This is a genomic window from Clostridioides sp. ES-S-0010-02 (genome assembly GCA_020641055.1).
In the GTDB taxonomy this organism is placed as follows: Bacteria; Bacillota; Clostridia; order Peptostreptococcales; family Peptostreptococcaceae; genus Clostridioides.
This window is the reverse complement of record CP067345.1, coordinates 3974661-3997162: the sequence shown is the minus strand read 5'-3', so window position 1 is coordinate 3997162 and position 22502 is coordinate 3974661. Positions and strand designations below refer to the sequence as shown.

The following is a 22502-nucleotide window of genomic DNA, read 5'->3' as shown; positions in this document are numbered from 1 at the left end:
GAAAAATATCAAAATTTGTATAAAGTAGTTGCAAAGCGAAAAAAGATATGATAGTATCTAGGTAACCGGTTAAGTAAAACGGTTTCCTAAATTGTGGGGGTGAACTTCTTGAGTATAACTATAAAAGAGATTGGCGAATTGGCTGGTGTTTCCAAAACAACTGTATCAAAAGTCATTAATAATAAAGATGAAAATATAAGTCAAGCAACAAGAGAAAAGATTTTAAAAATAATGAAGGAAAAAAATTATGTTCCAAATAAATTAGCACAAAGTTTAGTAACTAAAAGAACAAATACAATAGGACTTCTTATACCAGATATACGAAATCCATTTTTCACAGATGTATCAAGAGGTGTGGAAGATAAAGCTAATGAGGAAGGTTATAATATAATTTTATGTAATACAGATGAAGATGCCAAAAAGGAATATGAAGGGATAAGAACATTATCAGAAAGAATGATAGATGGAATTATATTTGCAGCATCATCAAATACAAACTGGAAAGAGGCAAATTACAAAGATATAAAAATACCAACAGTATTAATCGATAAGAAAATAAGTATGAATAAAGAAACCTTAAAAGGCATAGTTAAAATAAATAACTTTGAGGGTGCATATATAGCTACAAAACATTTATTAGATATTGGAAATAAGAAAATAATATACTTGAGTGGTCCACTTCAAAATGAAATAGCAATAGATAGATTAGAAGGATATAAAAAAGCTTTAACTGAGTGTAATTTAGATTACAATTCTAATTATGTATTTGAAGGAAAATATAAGATTGAATGGGGCCAAGAATTTATAAAAAAATTAGAAGTGATAGATTTTAATGCGATATTTTGTGCAAATGATTTAATTGCAATAGGTGTTATCAGAGGTCTTCAAGAAAGAGGATTAAATATACCAAACGATGTAAGCGTTGTGGGATTTGATGATATTCAAACTTCTAGTTTAATAAGTCCTCCACTTACAACAGTACGACAACCATCTTATGATATAGGATATAAAGCCAGTGAAATATTAATAAATTGTTTAAGAGGAGATAAGAAAGAATCCTTTGATGAATTAATTTTTAAGGCAGAACTAGTGATAAGAGCTTCAACTAAAGAAAGTAATTAACAGCATGAAAAGCATAAATAGATATGTAAAGGAGTAACGTAATGGGAAACATAGTTGTCATAGGAAGTGTAAATATGGACATGGTATGTTCTGTAGATAAAAGACCAGAAAAAGGAGAAACAATACTAGGTAATAGCTTTTTTACATCACCTGGGGGAAAAGGTGCTAACCAAGCAGTTTCAGCATCTAAGTTAGGTGCAAATGTAAAAATGATATCTTGTGTAGGGGAAGATAGCTTAGGCGAAGAATTGATACGAAATTTTAAAGAGAATAAAGTTGATTATAATTTGATAGCTAGAAATAATCAAAAAAGTTCTGGTGTTGCTGTCATAACACTATGTGAAAATGATAATAGTATTGTTGTTGTGCCAGGAACAAATGAACTAGTAGATATAAACTTAATTAAAAAGAATGAAGAAGAGATAAAGAATGCAGATATAGTATTACTACAGTTAGAGATTCCACTAGAAACAATAAAATATGTAGTAAATTTCTGTTTTGAAAATAATATAAAGGTTTTATTAAATCCAGCACCAGCAATAAGATTAGATGAAGATATAATAGAAAAAGTAACCTATTTAACACCAAATGAACATGAATATAAGATAGTTTTTGACACAGAGGAAAGTATAGAAGAAGTATTAAAAAAACATCCAAATAAACTTGTAGTAACAGAAGGAAAAAATGGAGCTAGATTTTATGATGGTAAAGAAGTAAAACATGTGTCTTGTATAAATGTTGATGTTCAAGATACTACAGGGGCAGGTGATACTTTTAATGGAGCATTGTCAGTAGCTATAACAGAAGGCAAAGACTTATATACAGCAGTAGGGTATGCTGTAGTAGTGTCAGGACTATCTGTAACAAAATTAGGTGCTCAATCTGGAATGCCTTATAGGGAAGATGTTGAAAAATATTTAGATATTAATAAATAAAAATTAAAATTGTTCAAATCTAAAACTATTAAAAATGGAGGGTAATTATGAGAAAAATTTTATCTTTAGGAATTGTTGCAACACTAGCAGTAGGAATGTTAACAGGATGTTCAATGGATGGACCAGGTAAATCAGAAAAGAAGGATAATTCAGCTAAGAAAGATTTAACTATAGGGGTATCTACAATAACTCTTCAACATCAATTTTTTATAGACATTGATGAAGGGATAAAAGAAAAAGCTAAAGAACTAGGTGTAAAAGTCATAGTAAATGACCCAGACCAAGATGTAGCTAAGCAAACATCAGCTATAGAAGATTTTATACAACAGGATGTAGATGGAATGATAGTACTTGGAACAGATAATTCAGCTATAGTACCAGCTGTAGAGGGAGCATTTGAAAAAATGCCTGTAGTTACAGTAGATGCTGTATTAAATACTGAAAATATTACAAGTTATGTTGGAACAGTTAGTTACGATGCTGGTAAAAAATTAGGCGAATACACTAAAAAGTATATAGATGAAAACTTAGGTGGAAAATCAGAAATTGCAATAGTAACAGATTTAAAATCTCAAATACAAATGCAAAGAATAGATGGGTTTAAAGAAGCATTAAAAGGTTCAGCTAATGTTAAAATATTAAACTCACAACCAGGATATGATAGAGAAGAATCTCTTAATACTGTAGAAAACTTAATTCAATCTAATCCAAATGTAGATATAATATATGCAACAGCTGAAAATAGTGTATTAGGAGCTAAAGCTGCACTTGAATCTGCAAAAAATAAGGATGTTAAGATTGTAGGATTTGATTTAACTGATGAAGCAGCAACTGGAATAACAGATGGAACTGTTCTTGCTATGATTCAGCAACAACCTAAAGAAATGGGACGTTTGGCAGTAGAAGCAGTAGTAAAGGCTATAAAAGGTGAAAAGGTAGAGAAAAATATACCAGTACCAGCCTTACTTTATGATAAAGAAAATATAAAAGACTTTAAGAATTAATAAAAAATAAGATTATTTAAAAGAAATCCTATCTAAAAAGGAGTGTCATTATGAGTAATATAATTCTAAAGTTAAGTAATATTGCTAAGGAATTTCCTGGAGTTAGGGCGTTGGATAATGTTAATTTTGAGTTATTTCATGGCGAAGTTCATGCACTACTGGGTGAAAATGGTGCTGGTAAATCAACAATGATAAAGATTTTAACTGGTGCACATGCAAAGACTGCTGGTAAATTTATTTTTGAAGGAAAAGAGATAGAAAATATATCACCAGATATTTCTAAAAAAATAGGTATAAATGCCATATATCAAGAATTAACAGTATTTGATGAATTGACAGTAGCACAAAATATTTTTATGGGAAAAGAAATAAATGGCAAGGTCTTAACTAATGATAAAAAAATGAATGAAGAATCTAAAAAGATTTTTGACAATATGGGAATAGATATAAATCCAAGTAGCTTAGTCAAAGAACTTAGTATAGCTCAAAAGCAAATGGTTGAAATAGCAAGAGTTTTATCATCAGAAACTAAGGTATTGATAATGGATGAGCCAACATCTTCAATAAGTAAAAAAGAAACTGAGATACTTTTTAGACTTATAAATGATTTAAAGAGTAGTGGAGTTAGTATAATATATATTTCTCATAGAATGGAAGAACTTTTTGAGATTTGTGACAGAATAACTATAATGCGAGATGGGAAAACGATTTCGACTTTGAATACCAAAGAAGTATCATCTGAGGAAGAATTAGTTAATTTAATGATAGATAGAAAATTAGACCAATTTTTCCCTAAAAGAAAGGTAGAAATCAAAGAAGAAATTATGAGGGTAGAAAATCTAACTAAAAACAATGTTTTTAATAATGTCAGCTTTAATATAAGAAAAGGAGAAATTTTAGGAATAGGTGGATTAGTTGGAAGCAAGAGAAGTGAAATCGTAGAGGCTATATTTGGACTTAGAACATATAGTTCTGGGAAAATATATTTAAATAATAAAGAAATTAAATTTAAAACACCATCGGATGCAATTGAAAATGGTTTAGGTTTGATAACAGAAGATAGAAAGGGCACTGGATTATTTTTACAGATGAGTGTCAAAGAAAATACAACTATGGCAGGATTAAAGAAAGTATCTAAATTTAAATCAGTTATAGATAGAAAAAAAGAAAAAGAAGTTTTAGAAAAATACATAGAAGCTTTAAAAATAAAGACTCCACATATGAATCAGGTTATACAGAGCTTAAGTGGTGGTAACCAACAAAAAGCTATAATAGCCAGATGGCTTTTATTACAACCAGACATATTAATTATGGATGAACCGACTAGAGGTATAGATGTAAATGCTAAAGCAGAGATATACAATCTAATGGGTGACTTGGTAGAGGATGGCGTAAGTATCATAATGATATCTTCAGAGATACCAGAGTTGATATCAATGAGTGACAGGATAATGGTTATGAGAGAGGGTCATATAAGTGGCTTTTTAGAAGGTGAAGAAATGGTTGAAAATAATGTATTAAAATTGGCTTTTGGAGGTAAAATTAATGAGTTCAATAACTAAGCATAAAGAAAATGCTTCATCTCCATTATTATCAAAATTAACAAGTGTATTTAAAGACCAGGGGAGTGCAGCTATAGGACTTGTAATAATTTTTATAATAATGAGTGTAGCTTCATCTAATTTTTTAACTTTAGATAATTTAATTAATGTTGGAAGACAAATATCAATAAATGCAATTCTTGCAGTAGGGATGACTTTTGTAATAATTACAGGAGGAATAGACTTAAGTGTAGGAGCAGTAATTGCTTTAGTAGGTACATTTTGGGCTACAACAGTAGTGAATTACAATGCACCTGTATGGGTTGGTATGTTACTGGCATTAGCAATTGGAACAATACTAGGTATCATAAAAGGTGCAATTATTTCGACACAAAAATTACCACCATTTATCGTAACTTTAGCTATGTTGACAATAATAAGTGGAGCAAGCTTTGTGTTTACAGGAGGGAGACCTATATCAGTAAACACAGATGCATTTAAGATGCTTGGTAGAGGATATGTTGGACCAATACCAATACCAGTTATAATTATGATTATAGTCGTAATAGCAGGACATTTTCTCTTAAAAAGAACTGATTTTGGACGCCATGTACATGCTGTAGGTGGGAATGAAGAAGCAGCTAGACTATGTGGAGTAAAAGTAAATAAAGTTATAGTTAAAGTATATGCCTTAGCTGGATTATTAACAGCTTTAGCTGGAATAATATTATCTTCACGTTTAGCATCAGGTTCACCAACTGTTGGAGATGGAGCCGAATTGGATGCTATAGCAGCAGTTGTGCTTGGAGGTACTAATATGATGGGTGGTTCTGGTTCTATAGTAGGTACATGTATAGGTGTTGGAATAATAGGAATATTAGGAAATGGATTAAACCTATTGAGTGTATCTTCATATAATCAGATGATTATAAAAGGTTTGGTAATGTTATTTGCTATATGGATAAATAACATAAAATTAAAAAAATCAGCTAAAGTAAAATAATAAATATTACTTAACTAGTAAGCTATAAGAATTATTAGTTTTGCATAGGTGCTAAATAAAAAGGATAGGTATTAAATAAAAAGAAAGATTGTAATTTAAGCAGAGGATATTAACTTTGAAATCTTAAATGTGAAAATAAATCTTAGGAGGAAATATGAAAAAAATTCTCTTAGATACATTAAATAGCAATAAAAAAGAATATATAGACTATTTAAAAGAGCTTGTAAGTATCAAAACCGAAGATGTAGGTCATGGAATACTAGGTGGATTTGAAAAGGAAGGTCAAGAATATATTGAAAAACTTGCAAATTCCATAGGTTTTAGTGTAAATAGGCAAGAAATGAGCGAAGATTTAATTAAAAAGGCAAAAGACATATATAAAGAAGGTAATCTAGGTCACAATTATGATGATAGATATAATTTAATATGTAAGTACAGTGATAATTTGCCTGGTAAGACAATAGTTTTTAATGGTCATGTAGATACTATGCCACCTGGTGATATAAAAAAATGGAGATATAATCCATATTGTGCTACAGAAGATAAAGGGAAGCTTTATGGACTTGGAACTGCAGATATGAAATCTGGTCTAATGGCTTCAATATTAGCTGTAAAACTTATAAAAGATAGTGGCTTAAATATACCTGGCAATATAAAGGTAATGTCAGTGGTAGATGAAGAAGGCGGAGGAAATGGAACTATAAATGCAGTTATGAATGGAATTGATGGAGATTACTGTGTAATTTGTGAACCATCAGAGAAAGACATAATAATTGCACATATGGGATTTGTATTCTTTGAGGTTGAAGTTAAAGGTGTATCTCTCCACTGTGGAAGTAAGTGGGAAGGTGTAAATGCTATAGAAAAGGCGATGTTATTACTCCAAGATATAAAAGAGTTAGAACATAATTGGCTTATGAGATATAAACATGCTTTATTACCTCCACCTACAATAAATCTAGGCGTAATAAATGGTGGAACAGCAGGCTCTACTGTACCAGATAAATGTGTATTTAATTTATGTGTACATTTCTTGCCAAATACAATGAGTTATGAGCAAGTTGTGGAAGATATAACTAAGGTTATAATGACAAGAGCTGATGGAGATTTGTGGCTTAAAGATAATAAACCAGAGATAAATATATATCAATCAGGATTAGGTTTTGAGATGGACAAGCAATCTGAATTTATAGTTAATACTCAAAAGATATTAGAAGAAACCTTAGAAAGAAAGCTAAATATAAAGGGGTCAACGGCTGGAAATGATGCAAGACTGATGAAAAACTTAGCTAAAATCCCAACACTAATATTAGGGCCAGGTTCAATAGAACAATGTCATTCAATAGATGAGTATGTTGAAATTCAAGAGTATTTAGACAGTATACTTATGTATGCCAGTCTAATATTAAACTTATAAAAGTAGGAGGAATATATAGATGAAAAAAGTATTAATAGTAGGGGAATCGTGGGTAAAAAATATAACTCATATAAAGGGATTTGACACATTTGTTACAACACATTATGAAGAAGCAGTAAAATGGTTAAAAGAAGCAGTAGAGTCTGGAGGATATGAAGCAGTTCATATGCCTGCACATGTAGCAGCAGACAGTTTTCCATATAAATTGGAAGAGTTAAATGAGTATGATTGTATAATATTATCTGATATAGGTTCTAATACATTCTTATTATCTAATAGTACATTTATAGATTGTAATAGTAAACCAGATAGACTTGAGTTAGTTAAAGAGTATGTAAATAGTGGTGGAGCATTAATCATGGTAGGTGGATATATGTCATTTACAGGTATAGATGCAAAAGCTAGATTTGGAGAAACTGCTATCAAAGATGTATTGCCAATAACAATGATAGATAAAGATGATAGGGTTGAAAAACCAGCAGGAATAACTCCAGTCGTTGTTGATTCTGAACATCCAGTTTTAAAAGATATACCAAAGGAATGGCCACAGTTTTTAGGATATAATAAGACAATAGCTAAAGATAATTGTCCTGTGCTAGCGACTATTGGAGGAGACCCATTTGTAGCTGTTGGCGAATTTGGAAAAGGAAAATCTGCTATCTTTAGTTCTGATTGTGCACCTCATTGGGGTCCAAGAGAATTTACTGATTGGAAATATTATAATAAATTATGGGTTAATATGCTTGATTGGTTAACATGCTAAAAATTTTATAAATTTAAAAGACCTCTTACTTGATAAAGTGTAATTTACAAGTCAAGAGGTTTTCTTATATAAAATGATTATAATATAGAAGCTATTTAAAAAATAATTATTTTATATAATCAAATAATATAATTATTAGTCTTATGGAGGAGAATATGGTTAATATAAATGATTCAAATAAAAAATTTATAATGGATTATATAGATAAAATACAAGGAGAGTTAAGAGATATATCAGATAAAATATGGAAAAATCCAGAACTTCAATATAAAGAATATTATGCTTCAAACTTACAAAAAGAATATTTAAAAAAACATGATTTTAGTGTAGATGAATTAGAGGATATGGATACAGCATTTGTAGCTAGCTATGGAGAAAGTAAGCCAGTTATAGCAGTTTTAGGTGAATATGATGCATTAGATGGTTTGTCTCAAAAAGTATCCATTACAAAAGAACCTATTTCAGATGGTGGTGCGGGTCATGGTTGTGGACATAATTTACTTGGTACGGGTTCAATAGGAGTTGTAATTGCAATAAAGGAACTAATCAAACTAAAAAAATTGAAAGGAACTATAAAATATTATGGATGTCCAGCAGAAGAAGATTTGTCAGGAAAAGTATTAATGATAAAAAAAGGTTTCTTTAATGGAATTGATTGTGCATTTAGTTGGCATCCATTTGATATAAACACTCCAATAAGAATTCCAACTCTTGCTAATTATTCTGTAAAGTTTAGATACAAGGGTGTTAGCGCACATGCAGCACAAGCTCCTTATAACGGAAGAAGTGCACTTGATGCAGTGGAACTTATGAACATAGGCTGTAACTATTTAAGAGAGCATATATTTGATAGCTGTAGAGTTCATTATGTAACTACTAATGGTGGAAAAATGCCAAACATAGTTCCAGACTTTGCAGAAGTATGGTATTACATAAGAGGAGTTAAAATGGAGCATGTAAGAGATGTATTTGACAGAATTGTTGATATAGCAAAAGGAGCAGCATTGATGACTGGTACTAGTATGGAATATAATATTGTAAGTGGAGTATATGACTATATTCCAAATACAATATTAACAGATGTTTTATCAAAAAACATGAAATTGATAGGAGTACAAAAGTATGATGAAGATGACTACTATTTTGCAAAAAAATTAGTTGAAACAGTTTCTATAGATAAAAGAATTAGTGTGTCTAGTGTATTAAGTGGAAACAAGGAAATTACTAAGATGAATCTACATGATGAAGTTACAGATGATACCTTTACTCATAATAACTGTATATCACTATCATTAGATATTGGAGATGTTAGTTACATAACTCCCACAGCACAATGTTCTTGTTCAGTTTGGCCTATTGGTATTTCTGCTCATACATGGCAATCTTGCGCTAGTGCAGGTTCTGACATGGGATTTAAAGCGATGTTGTTAGCATCAAAATCTATAGCATGTTCAATAAATGATGTAATGCTTGATGAATCTATTGTAGATAAAGCAAAAAAGGAATTAAAAGATACTTTAGGCAGTTTTGAATATACTCCAATTATTTAAAAATTAACTTAATGTAAGTAAGATTGAATTGTATGAATTAGTATAAATATATATTGAGAGCCATAGGAACGATTAATTCTAAGACACAAACAAAAGTAAAAATAATTGATTATGATGGTATACATATACTTTAAAAGAAATACAGGAAAGTTATTTACCAGGGTTGAAGGAAAAGAATTTAATTTCAGGCTCAATAAAAGGACTTATAATTTATAAGTCCTTTTATTATATTTATTCTTTGTTTGTAATTAATTTGATTATCTTAGGCTCAGTTAAATTATAGATTCCTCTGAGAAACAGCATGTCATCTATTATTAAAAATATGTAAGAATAGTTTATAAATATTTGGTTTTCAATATTATTTATTATATCCATTTTATTGATGGATGAGGAATGGCTCTGCCTTCCTTAATTACAGATGTTGTAGGGAAACCAATTGTACAGGCATCAAAGCCATATTCACCTGTTGGTACTCCTAAAATATCGCAAAAATCTTTATTATTACTTAATCTTCCTATTACACTAACAAGTTCAAAACCTAATCCTAAAGCAGTTGCTTTAAGCCACATATTCTGCATAACATGAGATAATGACTTTTGTTCTATGGCTGGTATTCCACGACGTTCTGCCACAATAATAAGATAAGGTGCTGACCCTACACCAAGAACCCCTTTTTTAACTTGCATCTTTAAAGAAGTAATGAAGGATTGTAGAGCTATGTCATTATCGGCCTTCTTCTCATGGGTTGATATTTGAGTTTTAATAACATCAATAAGAATAGTTTTTATTTTATCCATTTGTAAACTGTTATTTGAGATAACAAAGAAATGTCTGAAATCTGTTTGTTTTGCTACTGCAAGTATTGCATAAGGTGCAAGTCTTCCAGTTTCAATTATTTTTTCAACCAGTTCTTTTGAAGGTACTTCTTTTGTAAAACTTCTTATGGATCTTCGAGTTCTTAATAGCATATCCAAAACTTCATTAACATTGTTTTTATCTAAATTGTTCATTTTTATCCTCCATTAATACTTATTCTTAAGATATCCTATAATGTATTCATATAAAGGCGAAATTTTAGGTCATATTAAACATTTACTTCAAATCAATTCGCTATTTTTTATGAACACATTGTTGATTAATAATCTATATGTATATTATAATATGTATATTGATTTATGCAATGAACAATAATATTTAAATTGTTAAGTAATAAACATTTAATATAAAATTGTCAATTAAAATTAAAAAAATTTATATAGAGCGAGGAAATAATTCATGAAAAAAGTATCTGTTGATAGAAGAACAATACGTACTAAAAAAATGATTAGGTCTGCATTAGCAGAGTTAATAGATGAGAAAGGATTTAACAATATATCAGTTACTGACTTAACTCAAAGGGCAGATATAAATAGAGGAACCTTCTACCTGCATTATGTTGATAAGTATGACTTGTTAGAGAAAATTGAAAATGAAATAATACAGGAAATTGAAGAAGAGACTAAGCACCTTGATTCAGTCAACATGATGAACATGGATGCCTCAAATGAACCTCTTCCATTTATGGTAAAGCTTTTTGAATATTTTAGAAAAAATTCAGTAATTATTAAATCTATTTTAGGTCCAAAAGGTGACCCTACCTTTGAAAGAAAAATAAAAAAATTTATTGAAATCAATCTGTTTGAGAAACAAAAATTAAAAAATTTTAACATAGATGAGGCAATAATTTCGGAAGAATATTTTATACAATATATACTTTCAGCGGACTTAGGTGTAATTCAATATTGGCTTGAAAAAAACATGAAAGAATCTCCTGATGAAATGGCACTGATACTTGCTAGAATGTCGTTACTTGGTCCATTAAGAGCAGTAGGTATTCGTAAAGACTCATAAAAACCATCAGAAAAATAATTCTAAACAATGAATTATAATTTTATTAATGATATAATAATAATTAATAAAAAATAGAGAAATAATGACTTGTTCAAATGCAAAGGATATACTACTGTTAAATGATATAAGTAACTTAGAGATAACACATAGTAAGTCAAAAGGATATATAACATTAGTAAGTAAAAAAGAGTAAAAACTTACATAAATGTACTATATAATAAATGATTTAGAAAATAAATATAATGAGTTTATAGATAACAAAGTAAATATTTATGTAAGTCACAATACTTTTTATAAACCATAAAGAAGTATTGTGAATATAAAAGAGTTAAATGCGATATTTATAGATATAGATTGTTACAATACAAATTATAATTTATTATATAAAAAGTAGTACAAGAAGGAGTATTTATGTTTGGATATGTTAAAATAAACAAAATGGATTTAACATTTAGAGAATATGACCATTACAAAGCTTATTATTGTGGGTTATGTAAATATCTAAAAAGAAATCATGGAGAAATCTCAAGGTTTTCTTTAAACTACGATATAACATTTCTAATTATCTTATTAACTTCAGTATATAAGCCAGAGTCTATAAGTACAGAAGAAGTGTGTGTAGTCAGTCCATTTAAGAAGAAAAAGATAATAACAAATGATATTACCGAATATGCAGCAAGTATGAATGTTCTTTTAACGTATTATAAATTGGAAGATAATTTAATGGATGATAAACGCATAAAAGATAAATTAGCATATTATATATATAAAAACAAATTAAACTTAGCCTATGAGAAATATCCTGAAAAAGCTGAGTATATAAAGCAACAATTAAATGAATTAAATAAGTTGGAAAAGGACAAAAATATAAATATAGATGAAGTGTCTAATGTCTTTGGAAATATAATGGGAGAAGTATTTGCATATAAAAAAGATGAAAATGAGAGAAATCTAAGAATGATAGGCTTTAATATAGGTAAATATATATATTTACTAGATGCATATGAAGATTTAGATGAAGATTTTAAGAAAGGAAGATATAATCCTTTTATAGAATATATAGATAAAAATGATGAGTTAAAAGAAAAAGTAAAAAAAATAATTGTAACATCATTAGGTTTTTTAGCTAGGGGAATTGATAATTTAAATCTAAATAAAAACGTTGGAATAATAGAAAATATAATTTATTCTGGAGTTTATTTAAGATACATGAATATATTAGAAAGTAGAGGTGGAAAGAATGTACAGTAATACTTATAATAATGAAAATTTTATGAGAGCAAGAGCTTTTATGGAAAATAGTGAATTTAAAAAAGCCTATGATTTTTTAAAAACATTAACTGACAAATGTGCAGAGTGGTATTATCTAACTGGTTTTTCTGCGATGAATATTGGATATTATGAAGAAGGAGAAGACTTCTTAAAGAGAGCAAAATTCATGGAGCCTGAAAATCAAGAATACAATGATGCACTTAGAAGTTATACACAATATAGAAATGAATATAACAATAGAGCTGATAATTATAATAGAAGAAGACGTAATGATTTAGATGGATGTTGTTGCTGTTGTTGTGATGACTGTTGTTGCTGTCTAGGTGATGATTGTTGTGAAAACTGCGCTAAACTTTGGTGTCTAGATTCCTGTTGTGAATGTTTTGGTGGAGATTTAATATCTTGTTGTTAGGATGATAAATATGAGTATAAAAGTTGCTTATGGAGGAGTTTTATTAGCATTAAATGTGATACTGTTAACTCTTACAAATATTATTCCTGTAAATACATTGTTTATTATGGGGTTAGCATCGCTTTTAGTATCAATTGTAATAATGGAATGGGGATTTAAAAGTGGAATTGCTTTTTATATAGGTTCTGTAGCATTAGGATTTATAGTAATGGCAAGTAAATCTCAATGGATTGTATATTCTCTTACTTTTGGGATATATGGTATTGTTAAATATTTTATAGAAAAAGATAGGTCAATATATATTGAGTATCTTATGAAAGTAGTATTTGCAAATATAATGATAGTTATATTGTACTTTATATTAAGGACAATAGTTTATATTCCAATAAATATTATTATAGTAGCTTCATTTGAGGTAGCCTTTATAATATACGATTATGTATATAGTTCTTTTATAGATTATTACAATAATAGACTAAGAAAGATGTTATTTAAAAATAACAACTGACTTAATGTTTTACTTTAGAATGGTTTTAATTTTTATATGAATAATACATTTGCAAAGGTACATTGAAATATAAAAATAAAATTAACATATGTATGAGTTTATTTAATAAAAAAGGCTTTGATTTTTATATCAGAGTCTTTTTATGTTGTTATACAAACTTTTAATGTTTTAGCAATAACAATTTTTATATTTGAAATAGATACTTACCATCTATGAACTAAAATATATAATATGAATAAAAATAAAGGATATCACTTCAATGATGACATCCTTTATTATAATAAGACTTTTGTTGTATAAGTCTTTAAAAGAGCTAATATAAATTAAATATCTACCATATTCACATCTGTAGATAAAGAATAGATAATGTCTTTTCTTTCTACTATTATTTCAACATTTTTAGAAATTTCCTTATTAAGTGATATTTGAGCCAAAAGTTCTTTTGTAGGATTTATTGCTATTGGATTTCCAACTCTTTTTAGCATATTTATATCGCCATTAGTATCTCCATAAGCGTACGAATTTGATAGGTCTAAATCATATTTTACAACAAAATCATTTATAGCGTTATTTTTACTTATAGAATCCCACATTGGTATGACTGTTCCTGTAAATATATCATCTTCAAATACATAATCACTTCCTAAGAAGTCAGTTACATTGTATTTTTTAGCCATTTTTTCAACCAAAAACCCAGGGCTGCCAGAAATAAAGATAACTATGTGACCTTGATTTAAATGCCAATCTATTCTTGAACGTGTGTATTTATAAACTCTATCTGCTTTTAATTTAATTACTTGGTCACTTGTAAAATTAATGCAAGTTTTGTCTAAGCCTTTTAAGGAGTCAACATAAAGATTACATATTTCTAGTAAGTAATCATCATAGTTGCCTTGTCTTTTATCCCAATCCATAAATGTATCTCTGGCGTGTTTATACCAATTTTTTTGGTCAATTATATCATATTTAATTAATTTCTTAAAATGTTCAACCATAAGAGAGTCCCTATAAAGAGTACCATCTATATCAAAAAAAGCTGCTATATTTTTCATAAAAACCACCTCAATTAATCATTTCCTTATATTATATTATAAATTATACCTAAGTTGTTAAAATATATGTATAATAATTTATATATTAAAAAACAAAGATTTTAAATTTTAAAGGACGTGATTGTATGAATTTTAATTTTGCAAAGGTTACAAATTCTAGACTTATGGGGAGCTTGGGTCTTATAATAAATTGGATAGACAATAAAAACAATCACTTTTGTCAATATTTTTTATTGGATGCAGAAGGATTAGGTCTGGCGGATTATGTGAGTTTAAAAAATCCAACACAAGAAGAAGCTTATAGGGAAGAAGAAAGATTAATGGGTGGATTTGGCTCAGATAGAATTGGATTAACAGAGGAGGAATCTCTGTTTTTAGTATCTTATTTTGGAAATAAGAATATTTGTTATAACAATATATTGCCAGGAGATAAATGTGAATACATTGACATTATAAAAAATTATAAAACAGATTTAACTATAGAAAAATTATATAATAAAATATGTAAAAGAGTTGATGAGGAAGTTGAATTCATAAACTATATGACTATGAGGTTTATAGCATGGGATAGAGAAAGCCTAAGATACTTTTCAGGAAGTGACGAGATTGCAAATATGCATATTACAAATATCAATGGTACATTACTTAAAAATACAGTAAGCAATAAAGGACAAGGTAGGTATATTAGTGAGGCTTTATATGAAGATAATGATGGGTATTATACATGTAAAATAGCCTTTTGTATAAGTAAATGTAATGATACTGGTTTTAAAATCAATTCTATGCTAGTAACAGATAAAGAGCCTATGTACGATTTTGAAGTTTTTGATGAAATTTCTAAGAGTGAATTTGTAAGTGTATATAGCGTAAGTTCACCTGAGGAATTTGCAAAAGTATTTTATGAAGAAAATCCGTTCTTATTAAAAAGTAATATGAATGAAGGTATATTTTTTACTAGATTTAATTTTAATAATGACCATGTTAAAGAAAATGTATATATAATAAATAATGATATGAAAGCTATATATTACTTAATGGGAAACAAGTTTTTTATAGGGACTTATAGTGATAATGATTGTAATTGTATTAATGAAATAAGTCAGTCTAATTATAGCAAATATATTAAATTTGAAGAAAAATTTTTCTTTGAGCAAAATGCTTTATACGATTTTGCAGAGTCAGATTCAATAGACTTTGATGATTTTTTGGAATAGTATATGATTTTTGACATTATTTAAGCGAGATTAACTGAATTTAATCTCGCTTAAATTTATTTCTATAATATTGGGGGAATATTATGAGGAATACATTTATTATTGTGGTCAATTATTAAAATTTTATACAATTTATATAAAAATATTTTATTTCTTTTTTTTATAATATTTGCCAATATTGGTTTTTAGCATACCGTATCTAAACATATTACTAGATATATAGGGAGTAAGATATATTTTATGATTGTTATATGATGAAGCAATGAAGTTTTATAATGAAAATAAAATAATCTTAAAGAGTCATGAATGATAGTTATAATAGAATTACTAGCTTTTATTTATTTGTAAATATATTAGAATCATACCAGTTCCAGAAAAGTAAAATACACATATTTTATTCAAAATAATGCCTACTATAAACAAGATAATGACTTGTTAGAGTCATTATAACATAGAGTTAGTAAACTTAAGTTGAGAACTGCCAAATAAATCCAAAAAATATGAGAAAGAGTGTAGACCATGTATCCTTGACAATCTAAAAGAGAAGAAAATGCCAGCATGTTTTTTGGTATAGTTAATGAAGATATAAGTGATGTAATTGATTACTCCATTCAAGGATTTGTGGGTTACTTCCATAAACATCAAACAAATAGTGATATGCAGGGATATTTTTTAAGTATTAAGTTAAATGTAAATAAAAAATCAGATAAAATTTTATTTTATCTGATTTTTTATTTACATTTATTTTATTAGATTATGTTAATATTTTTTGACTAAATAAAAGGATATTCAATCAAAATTTTATACCTATAATAATATTGGGGGAATATTATGAGGAATACATTTACTATTATGTTCAATTATTAAGGTCTTATACAATTTATTTAAAAAATAAAAATATTTTACATTTCTTCCTCATCAAACTCCTCAATATTAGTTTGTGGCATGCCTTGTATAGACATATTACTAGAACCATAAGGAGTCGGATACATGTTAGAAGGCATATTACTAGGCATAACTACAGGCATACCATTCATTGTATTATGACATATAACACCTGGTATCATCATAAGTACATTAGGAGGCATATTTTGATTACATGATAAGTTAGGAATACCCATGTTATTCATATTATATCCCATATTATTCATGTTGCCAGACATGTTATTCATATTATACCCCATATTATTCATGTTGCCAGACATATTGTTAGGCATACCCATATTGTTATTCATGTTACCAGACATGTTATTAGGCATACCCATATTATTATTCATATTACCAGACATGTTATTAGGCATACCCATATTATTATTCATGTTACTAGACATGCTGTTAGGCATACCCATATTATTATTCATGTTACCAGACATGTTGTTAGGCATACCCATATTGTTATTCATGTTACCAGACATATTAGTGGGTACACCCATATTGTTCATATTATTAGATGTATTATAGTTCATGTTGTTAGGCATATTGTTTGGAGTAGATGTGTTGTAGTTCATATTTCCAGATGTATTATTTGTGTTAGGCAAGTTGTTTGGAGAATTACTACTTTTAGGATAATTATTTACGCTATTAGGATAAATGTTACTTATATTCTGATTATTAGGTATTTTTGTATAACCACTAGGGATTTGTGGGTCATTTCTCAACTCATCTTGAGGAATTTCTTCATTAGTAATATAATCTGCATAATTAGCAGGGTCTAAGTAAGGCATGTAGCTAGTATCTAAGTTCTTTTTTTTCTTATTACTCATATTAAACTTGCACCTCCTAGAAAAACTATAAAAAAGTTTACAAAAACTTATTCTAATAATATATATATTAAAAAACTCCATAATATGTGCATTCTAATTATTATTAAATAAATAAAAAAATATTGTTGCGAAATTATATATAATAGCATATAATGAACATATGAACAGTTATTCATATATTAAAATAATGGAGGATTATATAATGAGAGAAGAGATAAATGATTGTAGTTGTAATATAATACATGAGGAAATAGTAACAGAAGCTAAGTCAACTATGCCAGATGAAGAAATGTTATATGATTTAGCAGAATTATTTAAAGTATTTGGAGATACTACTAGAGTAAAGATATTATATGCATTATTTGCAAATGAAATGTGTGTATGTGATATAGCAAGTTTATTAAATATGACTCACTCTGCAATATCTCACCAACTTAGAGTATTAAAACAGGCTAGGTTAGTAAAATTTAGAAGAGAAGGAAAGACGGTATATTACTCATTAGATGATAGCCATATAAGTCAAATATTTGACTGTGGATTAAATCATATTAGAGAGACTTATAAATGATAAATGAGAGGAGTGAATATATATGGAAGCAAATAATATAATTAAAAAGGAATTTGTATTAGGAGGATTGAATTGTGCGCATTGTGCAGAAGAGATTAACAACAAAGTTTCTAAGCTACAAGAGGTTAAGTCTTCTAATCTAAATTTTATAAATAAAAAACTTACAGTAAATATAGAAAATAGTTTTGATGAAGAAAATACTATAGAAAAGATAATAGAGATAATAGATTCAACAGAACCAGGACTTAATATACAAATAAGCTCTAAAGACAATACAATAGCCAACAAAACATCAGCTAAAAAGGAGCTTATATTAGGAGGGTTAAATTGTGCACATTGTGCAGAAGAGATTAACAACAAAGTTTCTAAACTAAAAGAGGTTGAATCTTCTAATTTGAATTTTGTAAATAAAAAACTTACAGTAAACATAATAAGTACTTTTGAAGAAGATGCTGTTATAAATAAAATAAAAGAAATAATAGACTCAACAGAACCAGGACTTGATATACAAGTAGAGTCTTCTGATAAAACAAAATCTAGAACGGTTGAAAAGTCAGAAACTGTGAGCGATACAAATAAAAAAGAATTAATTCCACTTATAATAGGAGCTCTTGTATATATTTTTGGTATATATCAAACAGCAACAGGATTTGAAAGTCAATTTAGCAATATAGTATTTATAGTTGCTTATGTGATAGTAGGTGGAGATGTACTTTTAAGAGCAATAAGAAATATATCAAAAGGAAGAGTATTTGATGAAAACTTCTTAATGGCTCTAGCAACAGTAGGGGCATTATTAATAGGAGAACTATCAGAAGCAGTAGGAGTTATGCTTTTCTATAAGGTAGGAGAGTATTTACAAGGTGTTGCGGTTGGAAAGTCTAGAAAGTCTATAACTTCACTTATGCAAATAAGACCAGATTATGCAAACCTAAAAGTTAACTCTGAAGTGAAAGTAGTATCTCCAGAAGAAGTAAATATAGGTGATATAATAGTAGTAAAACCTGGTGAAAAAGTGCCATTGGATGGTGTAGTAGTAGATGGAGTATCTATGTTAGACACTTCTGCACTTACAGGTGAGTCTGTATTAAGGGAAGTTGAAAAAGGAGACGAAATTTTATCAGGTGTTATAAATAAGAATGCTTTACTTACTATTGAGGTTACAAAGAGCTTTGGAGAGTCAACAGTTTCAAAAATACTTGACCTTGTTGAAAATTCTAGCATTAAAAAATCAAAAACAGAAAATTTTATATCTAAATTTTCAAGATACTATACTCCAGTAGTAGTTATAGCTGCTTTATTGATAGCATTTGTACCACCACTTGTTATTTCAGGTGAAGTATTTAGTGATTGGCTATACAGAGGGTTGATATTCTTAGTTGTTTCTTGTCCTTGTGCATTAGTTTTATCAATACCACTTAGTTTCTTTAGTGGGATTGGATTTGCATCTAAAAATGGAATACTTATAAAGGGAAGTAATTACTTAGAGGCTTTAAGAAGTGTAGATACAGTAGTGTTTGACAAAACAGGAACTCTTACTAAAGGTGTGTTTAATGTAACTAAGTTAAATCCTGTGGGAATATCAGAAGAAGAATTATTGCAATATGCAGTTCTTGCAGAAGTAAATTCAAATCATCCAATAGCAAAGTCTATATTAAGCTACTATAGTAAAAAAATTGATTTAAATACAATAGATAGTTATGAGGAAATAGCAGCCTATGGAATCAGAGTAAAATACAATGGTCAACTTATATTGGCAGGTAATGAAAAACTTATGAAAAAGGAAAATATACTCTATTCACCAGCTAAAGAAGTAGGAACAGTAGTGTATATTGCTGTTGATAAAATGTATAGAGGTTATATAGTTATATCTGATGAGATAAAAGAAGATAGTAAAAATGCCATAAGAAGTTTAAAATCAATAGGAGTAAAAAAAGTTGTAATGTTAACTGGAGATAATGAAAAAGTAGCAAAAAACATTGCTAAAGAGTTGGAGTTAGATACAGTTTACTCTAATTTACTTCCTAATGAAAAGGTAGATAGACTAGAAGAGTTGTATGAAGGTAGAACAGAAAAAGAAAAAATAGCTTTTGTTGGTGATGGAATAAATGATGCACCAGTTTTAGCCAGAGCGGATGTTGGTATAGCAATGGGAGGTTTAGGTTCAGATGCAGCTATTGAAGCAGCAGATGTGGTACTTATGACAGATGAACCAAGTAAAATATCTAAAGCCATTGAAATAGCAAATAAGACTAATAAGATAGTATGGCAAAATATAATATTTGCTCTAGGTGTAAAAGTTATAGTTATGGCATTAGGAGCTGGAGGAATAGCTACTATGTGGGAGGCTATATTTGCTGATGTAGGGGTAGCACTTATTGCAGTACTAAATGCTATGAGAGCTATGAGATAATATGTAAGTTAAAAATGAATAGATTATAATATTAAAAGATAAATAATAAAAGAAGAAGTATTGATAAGTTTATTCTAACTGTATTAATACTTCTTCTTTTATTATTATATTTATTTATATCTATTTCTATATTCTTATTTATTGTCTGTGTTTTCTACTGTATTTTTTCAATCTATATAGGGATAATTCTATTATAACTGTTGAATTTGTATATAGAAATATTTAAAATATTAATAGTTAAGATAAGCAAATGTGATTTTTTATAAAAAATTATAAATATATTAAAATTGATTGAGACTATGGTATTACTACATTATGATGGAATATATGACAATGGAAATTAAAAAAAATCAAAAAAATAATTTAAAAAGTGTTGACGAATTATTTTTAAGGTGATATAGTATTACTTGTCCTTAAGAAAAGGGCAAACATGAAAAATGAACTTTGAAAATTAAACAGTAGGTTAATTTATAAAAACAAGAAACAAACCATAAAGCCAGATATTTAGATAACAATAGTATCTGAGCCTGATAAACTTTTATTTGAGAGTTTGATCCTGGCTCAGGATGAACGCTGGCGGCGTGCCTAACACATGCAAGTTGAGCGATTTACTTCGGTAAAGAGCGGCGGACGGGTGAGTAACGCGTGGGTAACCTACCCTGTACACACGGATAACATACCGAAAGGTATGCTAATACGGGATAACATATTTGAGAGGCATCTCTTGAATATCAAAGGTGAGCCAGTACAGGATGGACCCGCGTCTGATTAGCTAGTTGGTAAGGTAACGGCTTACCAAGGCGACGATCAGTAGCCGACCTGAGAGGGTGATCGGCCACATTGGAACTGAGACACGGTCCAAACTCCTACGGGAGGCAGCAGTGGGGAATATTGCACAATGGGCGAAAGCCTGATGCAGCAACGCCGCGTGAGTGATGAAGGCCTTCGGGTCGTAAAACTCTGTCCTCAAGGAAGATAATGACGGTACTTGAGGAGGAAGCCCCGGCTAACTACGTGCCAGCAGCCGCGGTAATACGTAGGGGGCTAGCGTTATCCGGATTTACTGGGCGTAAAGGGTGCGTAGGCGGTCTTTCAAGTCAGGAGTGAAAGGCTACGGCTCAACCGTAGTAAGCTCTTGAAACTGGGAGACTTGAGTGCAGGAGAGGAGAGTGGAATTCCTAGTGTAGCGGTGAAATGCGTAGATATTAGGAGGAACACCAGTTGCGAAGGCGGCTCTCTGGACTGTAACTGACGCTGAGGCACGAAAGCGTGGGGAGCAAACAGGATTAGATACCCTGGTAGTCCACGCTGTAAACGATGAGTACTAGGTGTCGGGGGTTACCCCCCTCGGTGCCGCAGCTAACGCATTAAGTACTCCGCCTGGGAAGTACGCTCGCAAGAGTGAAACTCAAAGGAATTGACGGGGACCCGCACAAGTAGCGGAGCATGTGGTTTAATTCGAAGCAACGCGAAGAACCTTACCTAAGCTTGACATCCTAATGACATCTCCTTAATCGGAGAGTTCCCTTCGGGGACATTGGTGACAGGTGGTGCATGGTTGTCGTCAGCTCGTGTCGTGAGATGTTGGGTTAAGTCCCGCAACGAGCGCAACCCTTGTCTTTAGTTGCCATCATTAAGTTGGGCACTCTAGAGAGACTGCCAGGGATAACCTGGAGGAAGGTGGGGATGACGTCAAATCATCATGCCCCTTATGCTTAGGGCTACACACGTGCTACAATGGGTAGTACAGAGGGTTGCCAAGCCGTAAGGTGGAGCTAATCCCTTAAAGCTACTCTCAGTTCGGATTGTAGGCTGAAACTCGCCTACATGAAGCTGGAGTTACTAGTAATCGCAGATCAGAATGCTGCGGTGAATGCGTTCCCGGGTCTTGTACACACCGCCCGTCACACCACGGGAGTTGGAGACGCCCGAAGCCGATTATCTAACCTTTTGGAAGAAGTCGTCGAAGGTGGAATCAATAACTGGGGTGAAGTCGTAACAAGGTAGCCGTATCGGAAGGTGCGGCTGGATCACCTCCTTTCTAAGGAGAATTGCCTACTGTTTAATTTTGAGGG

At 29.9% G+C, this 22502-nt stretch carries 18 protein-coding genes and 1 rRNA gene; 16 read left to right on the top strand and 3 right to left on the bottom strand.

Translation table 11 applies throughout. The annotated features are described in order from the left end of the window. The first annotated feature begins 108 nt into the window (after positions 1-108). The 8 genes from JJC01_18515 to JJC01_18480 all read left to right on the top strand — a co-directional run bounded on the left by JJC01_18515 (position 109) and on the right by JJC01_18480 (position 9335). Positions 109-1122 (top strand): LacI family DNA-binding transcriptional regulator, encoded by a 1014-nt coding sequence (locus tag JJC01_18515; GenBank protein UDN58123.1) that lies wholly within the window; start codon positions 109-111, stop codon positions 1120-1122. A 41-nt stretch (positions 1123-1163) separates the two neighbouring features. Further along, the gene (rbsK, locus tag JJC01_18510) at positions 1164-2057 is read left to right on the top strand and encodes a ribokinase (GenBank protein ID UDN58122.1); all 894 of its coding nucleotides are present in this window, start codon (positions 1164-1166) and stop codon (positions 2055-2057) included. Positions 2058-2104: 47 nt separating this feature from the next. Next, positions 2105-3061: a substrate-binding domain-containing protein gene (locus JJC01_18505; GenBank protein ID UDN58121.1), complete on the top strand. Its 957-nt coding sequence runs from the start codon at positions 2105-2107 to the stop codon at positions 3059-3061. Positions 3062-3111: 50 nt separating this feature from the next. Further along, positions 3112-4623, top strand: a complete 1512-nt coding sequence (locus JJC01_18500; protein UDN58120.1) for a sugar ABC transporter ATP-binding protein — start codon at positions 3112-3114, stop codon at positions 4621-4623. Next, positions 4607-5605, top strand: coding sequence for a ribose ABC transporter permease (locus JJC01_18495; GenBank protein UDN58119.1), 999 nt, complete (start codon positions 4607-4609; stop codon positions 5603-5605). The genes JJC01_18500 and JJC01_18495 overlap by 17 nt, the downstream gene beginning before the upstream one ends. 154 nt (positions 5606-5759) lie before the next feature. Continuing rightward, complete coding sequence (locus tag JJC01_18490; protein UDN58118.1) at positions 5760-7022, top strand: M20 family metallopeptidase; 1263 nt, start codon at positions 5760-5762, stop codon at positions 7020-7022. Between the two features lie 19 nt (positions 7023-7041). Beyond that, positions 7042-7785, top strand: coding sequence for a cytoplasmic protein (locus JJC01_18485; protein ID UDN58117.1), 744 nt, complete (start codon positions 7042-7044; stop codon positions 7783-7785). A 164-nt stretch (positions 7786-7949) separates the two neighbouring features. Continuing rightward, positions 7950-9335 carry an amidohydrolase gene (locus JJC01_18480; protein UDN60216.1) on the top strand — a complete coding sequence of 462 codons (1386 nt, stop codon included), beginning with the start codon at positions 7950-7952 and terminating at the stop codon, positions 9333-9335. A gap of 365 nt (positions 9336-9700) precedes the next feature. Here JJC01_18480 and JJC01_18475 read toward each other — a convergent pair whose 3' ends face one another. Then, positions 9701-10345, bottom strand: a complete 645-nt coding sequence (locus tag JJC01_18475; protein ID UDN58116.1) for a nitroreductase family protein — start codon at positions 10343-10345, stop codon at positions 9701-9703. 265 nt (positions 10346-10610) lie between these two features. Here JJC01_18475 and JJC01_18470 point away from each other — a divergent pair, with 265 nt between their 5' ends. From JJC01_18470 to JJC01_18455, 4 genes are all read left to right on the top strand, one after another. After that, on the top strand, positions 10611-11225 hold the full coding sequence (locus tag JJC01_18470) for a TetR/AcrR family transcriptional regulator C-terminal domain-containing protein (protein ID UDN58115.1): 615 nt from the start codon (positions 10611-10613) through the stop codon (positions 11223-11225). A gap of 411 nt (positions 11226-11636) precedes the next feature. Next, positions 11637-12476 carry a hypothetical protein gene (locus tag JJC01_18465; GenBank protein UDN58114.1) on the top strand — a complete coding sequence of 280 codons (840 nt, stop codon included), beginning with the start codon at positions 11637-11639 and terminating at the stop codon, positions 12474-12476. Further along, positions 12466-12909, top strand: coding sequence for a hypothetical protein (locus JJC01_18460; protein UDN58113.1), 444 nt, complete (start codon positions 12466-12468; stop codon positions 12907-12909). The genes JJC01_18465 and JJC01_18460 overlap by 11 nt, the downstream gene beginning before the upstream one ends. A 10-nt stretch (positions 12910-12919) precedes the next feature. Then, positions 12920-13417 carry a hypothetical protein gene (locus tag JJC01_18455; protein ID UDN58112.1) on the top strand — a complete coding sequence of 166 codons (498 nt, stop codon included), beginning with the start codon at positions 12920-12922 and terminating at the stop codon, positions 13415-13417. 323 nt (positions 13418-13740) lie between these two features. On the opposite strand, the gene JJC01_18450 is transcribed toward JJC01_18455, so the two are convergent. Beyond that, entirely contained in the window at positions 13741-14469 is a 729-nt protein-coding gene (locus JJC01_18450; GenBank protein UDN58111.1) for an HAD-IB family hydrolase, read from the bottom strand. 125 nt (positions 14470-14594) lie between these two features. On the opposite strand from JJC01_18450, the gene JJC01_18445 reads away from it, so the two are divergent. Continuing rightward, positions 14595-15683 (top strand): hypothetical protein, encoded by a 1089-nt coding sequence (locus JJC01_18445; GenBank protein UDN58110.1) that lies wholly within the window; start codon positions 14595-14597, stop codon positions 15681-15683. A gap of 902 nt (positions 15684-16585) precedes the next feature. Here JJC01_18445 and JJC01_18440 read toward each other — a convergent pair. Then, positions 16586-17446, bottom strand: coding sequence for a hypothetical protein (locus JJC01_18440; GenBank protein ID UDN58109.1), 861 nt, complete (start codon positions 17444-17446; stop codon positions 16586-16588). A gap of 202 nt (positions 17447-17648) precedes the next feature. Here JJC01_18440 and JJC01_18435 point away from each other — a divergent pair, with 202 nt between their 5' ends. From JJC01_18435 to JJC01_18425, 3 genes are all read left to right on the top strand, one after another. After that, positions 17649-18014 (top strand): helix-turn-helix domain-containing protein, encoded by a 366-nt coding sequence (locus JJC01_18435; GenBank protein ID UDN58108.1) that lies wholly within the window; start codon positions 17649-17651, stop codon positions 18012-18014. Between the two features lie 22 nt (positions 18015-18036). Then, positions 18037-20427 carry a cadmium-translocating P-type ATPase gene (gene cadA / locus JJC01_18430; GenBank protein ID UDN58107.1) on the top strand — a complete coding sequence of 797 codons (2391 nt, stop codon included), beginning with the start codon at positions 18037-18039 and terminating at the stop codon, positions 20425-20427. A gap of 538 nt (positions 20428-20965) precedes the next feature. Beyond that, positions 20966-22468: ribosomal RNA gene (locus JJC01_18425) — 16S ribosomal RNA — on the top strand. Positions 22469-22502: the final 34 nt, after the last annotated feature.